Consider the following 12,664-nt stretch of genomic DNA (forward strand, 5'->3'; position numbering starts at 1 on the left):
GGGGCTTTCGGCCACGCTTCGCGTCGGTGTCCGAGGACGCGGGGCTGTGGGGACCCTGGCCGGGCCCGCTACCGCCCTGTGCCGCCCGACCCGCGAAGCCCCCCGGACCGCTGCCTCCACGGCCCGCCCGCACACCGACCGCGGGAGGCCCACCGCGGTGCCCGCCCGGGCATACGCGAAGACCCCGTCTCAGCGTTACCGCTGATGGCGGGGTCTTTGGGCACCTAGGGTGCCCCCGGCAGGATTCGAACCTGCGCACACGGCTCCGGAGGCCGTTGCTCTATCCCCTGAGCTACGGGGGCGTGTCGGCCGGCTCGCTCTCGCTCGCGGCGACGGGTAGAACACTACCAGCTCCCGCGGGCTGTCCGGCACCCGGTGATCGAAAACCGGGAGGGGCGGCGGGAAAGCTCGCTCGCAGGGGGGTGGAAGTGGGGAAAACCCGGACGCAGGGTGGGGGGCGCGCCTACTCTCGGGGTGTGCCTGGCTTGCCCGGCCGGGTCCTTGTCGTCGACGACAACAAGGTCATCCGGCAGTTGATCAGGGTCAACCTCGAACTCGAAGGCTTCGAGGTCGTGACCGCGGCCGACGGTGCCGAGTGTCTGGAGATCGTGCACCGGGTGCGCCCCGACGTCGTGACGCTGGACGTCGTCATGCCCCGGCTCGACGGGCTCAACACCGCCGCCCGGCTGCGCGCCGACACGCGGACCCGGGACATCCCCATCGCGATCATCAGCGCGTGCACCCAGCCGGAGGCGGACACCGGCCGGCCGGCCGGGGTGGACGCGTTCCTCGCGAAGCCCTTCGAGCCCGCCGAGATGGTCCGGCTCGTCGGGCGGCTCGTCCGCTACGGCCGTGGCGAGGACGTCGACGGCCTGCCCCGTGCCGAGGCCCCCGGGGACGCCGAAACGGTCGTGCATCCCGCCGGGTGAGCCACCGGGCGGCCGGGGAGGCACCTCCGCACCCCGTCCCACAACGCGAAACCGGTTCGCCGACCCCGCCCCCCTCTCCCCTAGGCTTGGGCTGTGACCCCCGCCGATCTCACCCGCACCGTGTTGCACACCGTGCGCTGCGCCATCGAGGCCGACGAGCTGTGCGCCGTCGTCCCCACGCGGGTCACCGTGCGGGTTCCGCCCCGGCCGGGGTGCGGGGACTACGCCACCAACGTCGCCCTCCGCATCGCCCGCGACACCGGGCGGCCCGCCCGGGAGATCGCCGAGGTGCTGCGACGGCGGCTCGCCGGCCAGCCCGGCATCGCGCGCGTCGACATCGCCGAACCCGGCTTCCTCAACATCACCCTGGACGCGGCCTCCGGCGCGCAGATCGTGCGGGAGGCGCTCGCCGGGACCGCCGACGGCAGCGAGCCCCTCGACCTGCGGCCCGGCCCCGAACTCCTCGCGCGGCTCGGCTCCGACGCCGCCCGCTGGAGCCTCGTCAGCCCCCCCGGTCTCGACCGCGACCTCCTCCTCGTCCAGCGCGAGACCAACCCCCTCTTCCGCGTCCGGTACGCCCACTCCCGCACCCGCGCGCTCCTGCGCAACGCCGCCGGCCTGGGCTTCGCGCCCGAGCCCGGCGACCTCGGCGACGACAGCGCCGACCCGCTGCTCGCCCACCTCGCCGACCACTCCCGCATCACCGCCGCCCGCGCCCCCGAGCGGCTCGCACGGCACCTGGAGCGCGTCGCCGACGCGTTCCTGCGCTGGCAGGCGGCGTGTCCCACGCTGCCCCGCGGTGCCGAGAAACCCTTGGCCGTCCACCGCGCCCGGCTGGCCCTCGCCGAGGCCACGGGCGCGGTGCTGGCCGACGGCCTGACCCAGCTCGGCATCACCGCACCCGCACGCCTCTGAGCATCCGAGGAGATCAGCGCCATGAGCCGCTCCGCCCACCCCGCCGGGCCCCGCCACGCCGACGTCCTGCCCGAGGGGCACTACGCGCCCCCGCCCGCCGACCTCAACGCCCTCGACCCCCGTGTCTGGGCCCGCACGGTCACCAGGAACAAGGCCGGCGCCATCACCGTCGGCGGTCGCGGCGCCACCGACCTCGCCGCCGAGTTCGGCACCCCCGCCTACTTCCTCGACGAGAGCGACTTCCGGGCGCGGTGCCGCGCCTGGCGGGACGCCTTCGGGCCCGACGCCGACGTCTTCTACGCCGGCAAGGCCTTCCTCTCCCGCGCCGTCGTCCGCTGGCTCACCGAGGAAGGGCTCAACCTCGACGTCTGCTCCGGCGGCGAGCTGGCCACCGCCCTCGGCGCCGGCATGCCCGCCGAGCGCATCGCCCTGCACGGCAACAACAAGTCCGTGGAGGAGATCACCCGCGCCGTCGAGGAGGGCGTGGGGCGGATCGTCGTCGACTCCTTCCAGGAGATCGTGCGCGTCGCGCACATCGCCGAGCGGCTCGGCAAGCGCCAGCGCGTGCAGATCCGCGTGACCGTCGGCGTCGAGGCGCACACCCACGAGTTCATCGCGACCGCCCACGAGGACCAGAAGTTCGGCCTCGCCCTCGCCGGCGGGCAGGCCGCCGAGGCCGTGCGGCGGGCGCTCAAGCTCGACGGGCTGGAGCTCGTCGGCATCCACTCCCACATCGGCTCGCAGATCTTCGACATGGCCGGCTTCGAGGTCTCCGCCCGCCGTGTCGTGCAACTGCTCGCCGAGGTCCGCGACGAGCACGGCGTCGAGCTGCCCGAGATCGACCTCGGCGGTGGCCTCGGGATCGCCTACACCCCCGAGGACGACCCGCGCGAGCCGCGCGAGATCGCGGCCGCCCTGCGCGACATCGTCACCCGCGAGTGCGCGGCGGCCGGGCTGACCGTGCCGCGCATCTCCGTCGAGCCGGGGCGCGCGATCGTCGGACCGACCGCCTTCACGCTCTACGAGGTGGGCACGGTCAAGGAGCTCCCGGGCCTGCGCACGTACGTCAGCGTCGACGGCGGCATGTCCGACAACATCCGCACGGCGCTGTACGACGCCGAGTACTCCGTCGCCCTGGCGTCCCGCACCTCCACCGCCGAGCCGGTGCTGGTGCGCGTGGTCGGCAAGCACTGCGAGTCCGGGGACATCGTGGTGCGCAACGCCTTCCTGCCCGCCGACGTGGCGCCCGGCGACCTGCTCGCGGTGCCGGCCACCGGGGCGTACTGCCGCTCGATGGCGAGCAACTACAACCACGCGCTGCGCCCGCCGGTGGTCGCCGTGCGGGAGGACGGCGAAGCACGAGTGATCGTCCGACGGGAGACGGAAGAGGACCTTCTCCGTCTCGACGTCGGCTGAGGTGCAGCCGGCACCCGACGGCTGACACCGACGGCCTGAACGGCTGACGGAGCAGCTGACAGAAAACAGCAACAAAAACAGAAACAAAGGTCTCGGATACTGGACGGGGGGAGGAATCCCCCTTCCAGTGAGTGAGACTGGTATCTACCAAAGATGTAGAGGAAACGAGGTCGGATGATGCGTACGCGTCCGCTGAAGGTGGCGCTGCTGGGCTGTGGAGTGGTCGGCTCAGAGGTGGCGCGCATCATGACGACGCACACGGACGACCTCGCGCAACGCGTCGGGGCGCCCGTCGAGCTCGCCGGCATCGCGGTCCGCCGCCCGGACCGGGTACGGGCCGGAGTGCCCGCCGACCTGATCACCACCGACGCCACCGCCCTGGTCAAACGCGGCGACATCGACGTGGTCGTCGAGGTCATCGGCGGCATCGAGCCCGCGCGCGGCCTGATCACCACGGCCTTCGAGCACGGCGCGAGCGTGGTCTCCGCGAACAAGGCGCTGCTGGCCCAGGACGGCGCCGCCCTGCACGCCGCCGCCGAGCGGCACGGCGCCGACCTCTACTACGAGGCCGCCGTCGCCGGCGCGATCCCGCTGGTCCGGCCGCTGCGCGAGTCCCTCGCCGGCGACAAGGTCAACCGCGTGCTCGGCATCGTCAACGGCACGACCAACTTCATCCTCGACAAGATGGACTCGAGCGGCGCCGGCTACTCCGAGGCGCTCGACGAGGCCACCGCCCTCGGTTACGCCGAGGCCGACCCGACCGCCGACGTCGAGGGCTTCGACGCCGCCGCCAAGGCCGCGATCCTGGCCGGCATCGCCTTCCACACGCGGGTGCGCCTGGACGACGTCTACCGCGAGGGGATGACCGAGGTCACCGCCGCAGACTTCGCATCCGCGAAGCAGATGGGCTGCACCATCAAGCTGCTCGCCATCTGCGAGCGGGCTGGGGACGGCCGGTCGGTCACCGCCCGCGTGCACCCGGCGATGATCCCGCTCAGCCACCCGCTGGCCTCCGTGCGCGAGGCGTACAACGCCGTCTTCGTCGAGGCCGAGGCCGCCGGCCAGCTGATGTTCTACGGACCGGGCGCGGGCGGCTCGCCGACCGCCTCCGCCGTCCTGGGCGACCTGGTCGCCGTCTGCCGCAACAAGCTCGCCGAGGCCACGGGCCCCGGCGAATCCGCCTACACGCGGCTGCCCGTGAGCCCCATGGACACCGTGGTGACGCGCTACCACATCAGTCTCGACGTGGCCGACAAGCCGGGTGTCCTGGCCCAGGTCGCCACGGTCTTCGCCGAGCACGCGGTGTCCATCGACACGGTCCGCCAGCAGGGCAAGGCCGGCGAGGCGTCCCTGGTCGTCGTCACCCACCGGGCCGCCGACGCCGCGCTCTCGGCGACGGTCGACGCGCTGCGCAAGCTGGACACCGTCCGCGGTGTCGCCAGCATCATGCGGGTCGAGGGCGAGTAGTCGAGAAGGCGATCGAGGAGATTACGAAAGCAATGTCTGCCAACAACGGCCGTCAGATTCCCGGCACTCACCAGTGGCGCGGCATCATCGAGGAGTACCGCGACCGCCTGCCGGTGACCGACACCACGCCGGTCGTCACCCTGCGCGAGGGCGGCACCCCGCTCGTCCCGGCGCAGGTGCTCTCCGAGCGCACGGGCTGCGAGGTCCACCTCAAGGTGGAGGGCGCCAACCCGACGGGGTCCTTCAAGGACCGCGGCATGACCATGGCCATCACCCGGGCGAAGGAAGAGGGCGCGCAGGCGGTCATCTGCGCCTCCACGGGCAACACTTCCGCCTCCGCCGCGGCCTACGCCGTGCGGGCCGGCATGGTCTGCGCGGTGCTCGTCCCGCAGGGCAAGATCGCCCTCGGCAAGATGGGGCAGGCGCTGGTCCACGGCGCCCGCATCCTCCAGGTCGACGGCAACTTCGACGACTGCCTCACGCTCGCCCGCGGGCTCTCCGAGAACTACCCGGTGGCCCTGGTCAATTCGGTCAACCCGGTCCGCATCGAGGGCCAGAAGACGGCCGCCTTCGAGATCGTGGACGCGCTCGGCGACGCCCCGGACATCCACGTCCTCCCGGTGGGCAACGCGGGCAACATCACCGCCTATTGGCGGGGCTACCGCGAGTACGCCGCCGACGGCATCGCCTCCCACACCCCCCGGATGTGGGGCTTCCAGGCCTCCGGTTCCGCGCCGATCGTGCGCGGCGAGCCGGTGAAGGACCCGCACACCATCGCCACCGCGATCCGCATCGGCAACCCCGCCTCGTGGCAGTTCGCCGAGCAGGCGCGGGACGAGTCGGGCGGCCTCATCGACGAGGTGACCGACCGACAGATCCTGGCCGCCTACCGCCTGTTGGCCTCCCAGGAGGGCGTCTTCGTCGAGCCGGCCTCGGCCGCGAGCGTCGCGGGCCTGCTGAAGGCCGCGGAGCTGGGGCTCGTCGACCCGGGGCAGCGCATCGTCTGCACGGTCACGGGCAACGGCCTGAAGGACCCGGACTGGGCGGTGGCGGGCGCCCCGCAGCCCATCACCGTTCCCGTGGACGCCGGTACGGCCGCCGAGCGGCTCGGCCTCGTCTGACCCTCCGGGCCCCGGCGGCCCGGTCCTCAAAGACGCCGGGCGGGCCACACCGCCCGCCCGGCGTCCGGGGTGAACCCCCCGGCGTTTGAGGGCAAAGAGGACCCAAGTCGACAAAAGACCGCGGTGTGGCCGCGACACGCATCGTGCGCCTCCCGTGCGCCCTATGTCGCCACAGAACCTTCCTTCGATAGGCTGTGCATCACACCGCCCCGTCGCAGACCGTGCCGCTCCCACACGGCATCGCCGTCGCGGCCCTTGCGGATGTCACACGCCACCACCCACGGCCACACCAAGGAGAGTCATCGAGCGATGGCCGGTCCCGCGTTCCGCGCCGCCGCCGTCCGAGTGCGCACCCCCGCCACCAGCGCAAACCTCGGTCCCGGCTTCGACGCCCTCGGCCTGTCCCTGGGGCTCTACGACGACGTCGTGCTCCGGGTGGCGGAATCCGGGCTGCACATCGACATCGCCGGCGAGGGTGCCGAAACCCTCCCGCGCGACGAGAGCCATCTGCTCGTACGGTCGCTGCGCACCACCTTCGACCTGCTCGGCGGCCAGCCGCGCGGCCTGGAGATCGTGTGCGCCAACCGCATTCCGCACGGCCGGGGCCTCGGCTCGTCCTCCGCGGCCATCTGCGCGGGCATCGTCGCCGCCCGCGCGGTGACCATAGGCGGGGCCGAGAAGCTCGACGAGGCGGCCATGCTGGAGCTGGCGACCGAGATCGAGGGTCATCCCGACAACGTCGCCGCCTGCCTGCTCGGCGGCTTCACGCTCGCCTGGATGGAGGCGGGCGTCGCCCGGGCCATTCGGATGGACCCTGCGGATTCCATCGTTCCGGTGGTCTTCGTGCCGTCGAAGGCCGTACTGACCGAGACCGCGCGCGGGCTGCTGCCGCGCAGCGTCCCCCATGTGGACGCCGCCGCCAACGCCGGGCGCGCGGCGCTGCTCGTGGAGGCCCTGACCAGGCGCCCCGAGCTGCTGCTGCCGGCCACCGAGGACCGGCTCCACCAGGACTACCGCTCCCCGGCCATGCCGGAGAGCGTGGCCCTGGTCAACCGACTGCGGGCGGACGGGGTGCCCGCGGTCATCTCCGGCGCGGGCCCCACGGTGCTCGCGCTGGTCGAGGACGGTGCGGCCGACAAGGTCGCACGGCTGGCGGGCGAGGGATGGGCGGCCAACCGGCTGGCCCTCGACGCCGGGGGGACGAGCGTGCTGCCGCTCGCCTGACCCGTGGCGGCGGGGGGAATTCCCGGCGCCACGAAAAACGCGGTTGCCGTATCTGGAGAGGGGGAATGTTTGTGGGATCCGGTAGTGTTAACCTCAAGTCTGCACTCGAAGCCACATCGGCTCGGTGCTGTGTGTCCCGATCAGGGGCCGCTTTTCTTCCGGGAGCCTCCCCAACTGCCTGAGCAGCCTGCCTGAGCAGATGCGAGCACGCTCCGGAATCGGCGTGGGCGACATGAGTGAAGCGTTATGTCGTGCCCTTCCCTCATTCTTCACGCCGGCACCAATGCACTGATTCTTCCGCCGTAACACCGGCGGACCACCGCCCCGGCCCGGTCCGCACATCAGGACCGCAGCCGGACAGCACAACCGGTCGCCGAGCCAGACAGGCCGACGCCCGCTCCAGGGAAGGACCCCTTCGTGAGCGACACCACCGATCTGATGGGCGTGAACGCCGGCGCCGCCGGCAATGCCTCCGCGCCCGCCACGGACGCTCCCGCCGCGCCTGCCACCGGTGCTGCCACCGCCCCCAAGCGGCGACGCTCGGGCACGGGCCTCGACGCCATGGTCCTGGCCGAGCTCCAGCAGCTCGCCTCCAGCCTCGGCATCAAGGGCACCGCGCGGATGCGTAAAGGCCAGCTGATCGAGGTCATCAAGGAGAGGCAGGCCGGCGGCAGCGCCGCGCCCGCCAAGGCCGAGGCGGCCCCCGCGGCCGCCGAGACCAAGCCGAAGCGCCGTGCCACCTCCAGGACCCGCACGGGTGACGCCGCCGCCGAGAAGGCCGCCGACAAGGCCGGGCAGCAGCAGATCGAGATCCCGGGCCAGCCGGGCAGCGACGAGGCCCCGGCCGGCGAGCGCCGCCGGCGCCGCGCCACCGCGCCCGCCGGCAGCCCCGAGGCGCCCGCCGCCGAGCCGGCGCGTGCCGAGACCAAGACCGAGGTGCGCACCGAGGAGCGTGCCGAGGCCAAGGCCGAGGCCGCCGTGGACACCGCCGAGGGCAAGGCCGCCAAGGGCGGCGAGCGCCAGGACCGCGGCGAGCGCGGCCAGAAGGGGGAGCGCCGTGAGCGCGGCGAGCGTGGCGAGCGCGGTCAGCGCGACCGCGACCGCGACCGTGACCGCGACCGCCGGGGCGGCCGGGACGGCGACGCCGGGCAGAAGGGCGACCGCCAGCAGCGCGGCGACCGAGGCCCCCAGGGCGGCGGCCCGCAGGACGACGACGACTTCGAGGGGGGCCGCCGCGGCCGCCGCGGCCGCTACCGCGACCGTCGTGGCCGTCGTGGCCGCGAGGACTTCGCGGGCGAGCCGCAGGTCTCCGACGACGACGTCCTGATCCCCGTCGCGGGCATCCTGGACATCCTCGACAACTACGCCTTCATCCGGACCTCCGGCTACCTGCCGGGCCCGAACGACGTCTACGTCTCCCTGGCCCAGGTCCGCAAGAACGGCCTGCGCAAGGGTGACCACGTCACCGGTGCGGTCCGGCAGCCGAAGGACGGCGAGCGGCGCGAGAAGTTCAACGCCCTCGTGCGCCTCGACTCGGTGAACGGCATGGCGCCCGAAACCGGCCGCGGCCGCCCGGAGTTCGGCAAGCTCACCCCGCTCTACCCGCAGGACCGCCTGCGGTTGGAGACGGACCCGGGCGTGCTGACGACCCGCATCATCGACCTGGTCGCCCCCATCGGCAAGGGCCAGCGCGGTCTGATCGTGGCCCCGCCGAAGACCGGCAAGACCATGATCATGCAGGCGATCGCCAACGCGATCACCACGAACAACCCCGAGTGCCACCTGATGGTCGTCCTGGTCGACGAGCGTCCGGAAGAGGTCACCGACATGCAGCGGTCGGTCAAGGGCGAGGTCATCTCCTCGACCTTCGACCGCCCGGCCGAGGACCACACCACGGTCGCCGAGCTGGCCATCGAGCGCGCCAAGCGCCTGGTGGAGCTGGGCCACGACGTGGTGGTCCTGCTGGACTCGATCACCCGTCTGGGCCGTGCCTACAACCTGGCCGCCCCCGCCTCGGGCCGCATCCTGTCCGGTGGTGTCGACTCGACCGCGCTCTACCCGCCGAAGAAGTTCTTCGGCGCGGCGCGCAACATCGAGGACGGCGGCTCGCTGACCATCCTGGCCACCGCGCTGGTCGAGACCGGCTCGCGCATGGACGAGGTGATCTTCGAGGAGTTCAAGGGCACCGGCAACATGGAGCTCAAGCTCGACCGGAAGCTCGCCGACAAGCGCATCTTCCCGGCCGTGGACGTCGACCCGTCCGGCACCCGCAAGGAGGAGATCCTCCTGGGCAGCGAAGAGCTGGCCATCGTCTGGAAGCTCCGCCGGGTGCTGCACGCGCTGGACTCGCAGCAGGCGATCGAGCTGCTCCTCGACAAGATGAAGCAGACGAAGTCCAACGCCGAGTTCCTGATGCAGATCGCCAAGACCACGCCCTCCCCGGGCAACGGCAACGACTGATCCGCGTCACGAGCGATCCCGTACGAAGGCCTCCCCGTCCCCCGCGGACGAGGGGGCCTTCGTCGTGTCCGCGCCGGGGCGCCCGGCAGATCGTGATCTTCCTGTGACATTTTGAGACATGCGCCACAGCCCCACCCCGGCCCGGCGGCCGGAACCAACTCCCTCGAATGGGCCGAAACCGCAGGTGGCGGCAGGGGGAGCGCAGACGTGACTACGGCATCCGGCCGAGAATTTCTAAGACGGTCCTCAGAACCCGCTGTGCAACCCTGGCGCAGACTTGCCCGTCAACCAGCACAGGATCCCCGGAGACGCGAAGGGCGCTCCGGAGACACAGCGAAGGACTGAGGAGCGCATGACCGACGACAGCAGGAGCCCGGGGGCGGCGCCGCGCCGCCGTGCCCGCGGGAAACACGGTCGCCGTCGCAAGCCCCCGGTCCGCCGCACGGGCCGCCGAATAGCCGCCTGGAGCGCCGGCGCCCTGGTGCTCCTCGGCGGCACGGGCGCCGGGTTCCTCTACTTCAAGCTCAACGGAAACCTCAGCAGCGTCGACATCAACGCGGCCCTGGGCAAGAACCGGCCGGACAACGTCGACAACGGCTCGATGGACATCCTCGTCCTCGGCTCGGACTCCCGGGCCGGCGACAACGACAAGTACGGCAGGGACGAGGGCAGCTCCCGCTCGGACACCGCGATGATCGTCCACGTCTACGCGGGTCACAAGGAGGCCAGCGTGGTCTCCATCCCCCGCGACACGATCATCTCGCGCCCCGCCTGCACCACGCCCAGCGGCAAGACCAGCCCCGCGGTCAAGCGCGAGCAGTTCAACGAGGCGTACTCCCTCGGCGGCGCGGTCTGCGCGGTCAAGACCGTCGAGGCGATGACCAACATCAGGATGGACCACTACCTGGAGGTCGACTTCGCCGGCTTCCAGAGACTGATCGACAAGCTGGGCGGCGTGGAGGTCACCACCACCAAGCCGATCAACGACAAGTGGAGCCACCTCAAGCTCGACGCCGGCACCCACCGCCTCGACGGCGAGCAGTCCCTCGGCCTCGTCCGCACCCGCCACGGCGTCGGCGACGGCAGCGACCTCGGCCGGATCAAGCTCCAGCAGGCGTTCATCAAGGCGCTGCTCGACCAGGTCAAGTCCATCGGGCTCTTCACCAGCCCCACCAAGCTCTACGGGATCGCCGACACCGCCACCAAGGCGCTGACGACCGACAAGGACCTCGCCTCCGTGGACAAGCTCTACGGCTTCGCGAACAGCCTCAAGGGCATCGGCTCCGAGGACATGCACATGGTGACCCTCCCGGTCGGCCCCGACCCCCGGGACTCCGACCGCGTCGTCCCGCTCACGGCCGCCGCCGAGCAGATCTGGCAGGCGTTCCGCGAGGACAAGCCGGTCCCGGAGGCCGCGCTCAAGGAGGGCGACGGCGCCAAGACGCAGGCCGACGGCGTGGTCCAGTAGCGGGGGCGGGCGCCCCGCCCCTCCCGCCGGGCCCGGGAATACCGGGCCCGCCACCCCCGTTTTGGGGGATACGGCCAGTACTGGCAGACTGGTACGTCGGCCCCGGTTCACGTAAGGCAATCCCGCCTCTACGACCCGGTGCCCTCCCGAACCTAGGAGAACCCTTGAAGCGCGACATCCACCCGGAGTACGTGGAGACCCAGGTCAGCTGCACCTGTGGCGCCTCCTTCACCACCCGTAGCACGATCGACGGCGGCGTCATCCGCGCCGAGGTCTGCTCCGCCTGCCACCCGTTCTACACGGGCAAGCAGAAGATCCTCGACACCGGTGGCCGTGTGGCGCGGTTCGAGGCCCGCTTCGGCAAGAACGCCGGGTCGGCCAAGAAGTAGCGACCCGCAGGCGCCGGTTCCCGTCGCCCTCGCTTGCGAGGGCGACCGGACCGGCGCTTTGTCGTCCAGCAGCCCCGTCCACGGAGCAACGCCGGTAGGCACCCGCCCGCAGGCCCGTCACTTCCAGCAGCTAGGGAAACTTGATGTTCGAGGCAGTCGAGGAACTGCTCGGCGAGCACGCCGACCTCGAGAAGCGGCTCGCCGATCCGGCCGTGCACGCGGACCAGGCCAACGCCCGCAAGCTCAACAAGCGCTACGCCGAGCTGACCCCGATCGTCGGGACCTACCGCGCCTGGAAGCGGACCGCCGACGACATCGAGACCGCGCGTGAGTTCGCCGCCGACGATCCGGACTTCGCCGCCGAGGTCAAGGACCTGGAGAAGCAGCGCGAGGAGCTGACCGAGAAACTGCGGCTGCTGCTCGTCCCCCGCGACCCCAGCGACGACAAGGACGTCATCCTCGAGATCAAGGCCGGCGCGGGCGGCGACGAGTCGGCCCTCTTCGCCGGCGACCTGCTGCGCATGTACCTGCGCTACGCCGAGCGCGTGGGCTGGAAGACCGAGATCATCGACGCCACCGAGTCCGAGCTGGGCGGCTACAAGGACGTCCAGGTCGCGGTGAAGACCAAGGGCGGCAACGGCGCCACCGAGCCCGGTCAGGGCGTCTGGGCCCGGATGAAGTACGAGGGCGGGGTGCACCGCGTCCAGCGCGTGCCCGCCACCGAGTCGCAGGGCCGCATCCACACCTCCGCCGCCGGCGTGCTCGTCACGCCCGAGGCCGAGGAGGTCGACGTCGAGATCAACATGAACGATCTCCGTATCGACGTCTACCGCTCCTCCGGCCCCGGCGGCCAGTCCGTGAACACCACGGACTCCGCGGTGCGCATCACGCACCTGCCGACCGGTGTCGTGGCCTCCTGCCAGAACGAGAAGAGCCAGCTCCAGAACAAGGAGCAGGCCATGCGCATCCTGCGCTCCCGGCTGCTGGCGGCCGCCCAGGAGAAGGCCGAGGCCGAGGCCGCGGACGCCCGGCGCAGCCAGGTCCGCACCGTCGACCGATCCGAGAAGATCCGGACCTACAACTTCCCGGAGAACCGCATTTCGGACCACCGGGTCGGCTTCAAGGCGTACAACTTGGACCAGGTGCTCGACGGCGAGCTGGACGCGGTCATCCAGGCCTGTGTCGACGCCGACTCCGCCGCCAAGCTGGCCGCCGCCGGCTGACCGACTGACAGACTGCTGTTGCACGGCGTGCGGCGCGTCCCCGGGCGCCGGA

At 71.9% G+C, this 12,664-nt stretch carries 10 protein-coding genes and 1 tRNA gene; 10 read left to right on the top strand and 1 reads right to left on the bottom strand.

The features are described from left to right. Window positions 1–230 precede the first annotated feature (230 nt). Window positions 231–302 (bottom strand) — tRNA-Arg (locus tag CYQ11_RS21585). A 183-nt stretch (window positions 303–485) separates the two neighbouring features. Here CYQ11_RS21585 and CYQ11_RS21590 point away from each other — a divergent pair. The 10 genes from CYQ11_RS21590 (at window position 486) to prfA (ending at window position 12,612) form a co-directional block, all read left to right on the top strand. After that, complete coding sequence (locus tag CYQ11_RS21590; protein WP_099201185.1) at window positions 486–929, top strand: response regulator; 444 nt, start codon at window positions 486–488, stop codon at window positions 927–929. A gap of 93 nt (window positions 930–1,022) precedes the next feature. Continuing rightward, complete coding sequence (gene nrtL, locus CYQ11_RS21595) at window positions 1,023–1,844, top strand: ArgS-related anticodon-binding protein NrtL (protein ID WP_099201184.1); 822 nt, start codon at window positions 1,023–1,025, stop codon at window positions 1,842–1,844. A 21-nt stretch (window positions 1,845–1,865) separates the two neighbouring features. After that, the gene (gene lysA / locus CYQ11_RS21600; protein ID WP_099201183.1) at window positions 1,866–3,260 is read left to right on the top strand and encodes a diaminopimelate decarboxylase; all 1,395 of its coding nucleotides are present in this window, start codon (window positions 1,866–1,868) and stop codon (window positions 3,258–3,260) included. Between the two features lie 174 nt (window positions 3,261–3,434). Beyond that, window positions 3,435–4,727, top strand: coding sequence for a homoserine dehydrogenase (locus CYQ11_RS21605; protein WP_099201182.1), 1,293 nt, complete (start codon window positions 3,435–3,437; stop codon window positions 4,725–4,727). Between the two features lie 32 nt (window positions 4,728–4,759). Next, the gene (thrC, locus tag CYQ11_RS21610) at window positions 4,760–5,848 is read left to right on the top strand and encodes a threonine synthase (protein ID WP_099201181.1); all 1,089 of its coding nucleotides are present in this window, start codon (window positions 4,760–4,762) and stop codon (window positions 5,846–5,848) included. Between the two features lie 309 nt (window positions 5,849–6,157). Then, the gene (gene thrB / locus CYQ11_RS21615; RefSeq protein ID WP_099201180.1) at window positions 6,158–7,072 is read left to right on the top strand and encodes a homoserine kinase; all 915 of its coding nucleotides are present in this window, start codon (window positions 6,158–6,160) and stop codon (window positions 7,070–7,072) included. A 417-nt stretch (window positions 7,073–7,489) separates the two neighbouring features. Then, a complete protein-coding gene (gene rho, locus CYQ11_RS21620; RefSeq protein WP_099201179.1) occupies window positions 7,490–9,532 on the top strand; it encodes a transcription termination factor Rho in 2,043 nt (680 codons plus the stop codon). Window positions 9,533–9,884: 352 nt separating this feature from the next. Next, window positions 9,885–11,000, top strand: coding sequence for an LCP family protein (locus CYQ11_RS21625; RefSeq protein ID WP_099201178.1), 1,116 nt, complete (start codon window positions 9,885–9,887; stop codon window positions 10,998–11,000). Between the two features lie 164 nt (window positions 11,001–11,164). Then, window positions 11,165–11,389: a 50S ribosomal protein L31 gene (rpmE, locus tag CYQ11_RS21630; RefSeq protein ID WP_099201177.1), complete on the top strand. Its 225-nt coding sequence runs from the start codon at window positions 11,165–11,167 to the stop codon at window positions 11,387–11,389. Window positions 11,390–11,532: 143 nt separating this feature from the next. Continuing rightward, complete coding sequence (gene prfA / locus CYQ11_RS21635; RefSeq protein WP_099201176.1) at window positions 11,533–12,612, top strand: peptide chain release factor 1; 1,080 nt, start codon at window positions 11,533–11,535, stop codon at window positions 12,610–12,612. Window positions 12,613–12,664: the final 52 nt, after the last annotated feature.

This window comes from Streptomyces cinnamoneus (genome assembly GCF_002939475.1).
In the GTDB taxonomy this organism is placed as follows: Bacteria; Actinomycetota; Actinomycetes; order Streptomycetales; family Streptomycetaceae; genus Streptomyces; species Streptomyces cinnamoneus_A.

What these genes read in the sequence shown, in the direction of transcription:
- lysA (WP_099201183.1), top strand. Translation starts at nt 1,866, where the DNA reads ATGAGCCGCTCCGCCCACCCCGCCGGGCCCCGCCACGCCGACGTCCTG.
- CYQ11_RS21605 (WP_099201182.1), top strand. Translation starts at nt 3,435, where the DNA reads ATGATGCGTACGCGTCCGCTGAAGGTGGCGCTGCTGGGCTGTGGAGTG.
- thrC (WP_099201181.1), top strand. Translation starts at nt 4,760, where the DNA reads ATGTCTGCCAACAACGGCCGTCAGATTCCCGGCACTCACCAGTGGCGC.
- thrB (WP_099201180.1), top strand. Translation starts at nt 6,158, where the DNA reads ATGGCCGGTCCCGCGTTCCGCGCCGCCGCCGTCCGAGTGCGCACCCCC.
- CYQ11_RS21625 (WP_099201178.1), top strand. Translation starts at nt 9,885, where the DNA reads ATGACCGACGACAGCAGGAGCCCGGGGGCGGCGCCGCGCCGCCGTGCC.
- prfA (WP_099201176.1), top strand. Translation starts at nt 11,533, where the DNA reads ATGTTCGAGGCAGTCGAGGAACTGCTCGGCGAGCACGCCGACCTCGAG.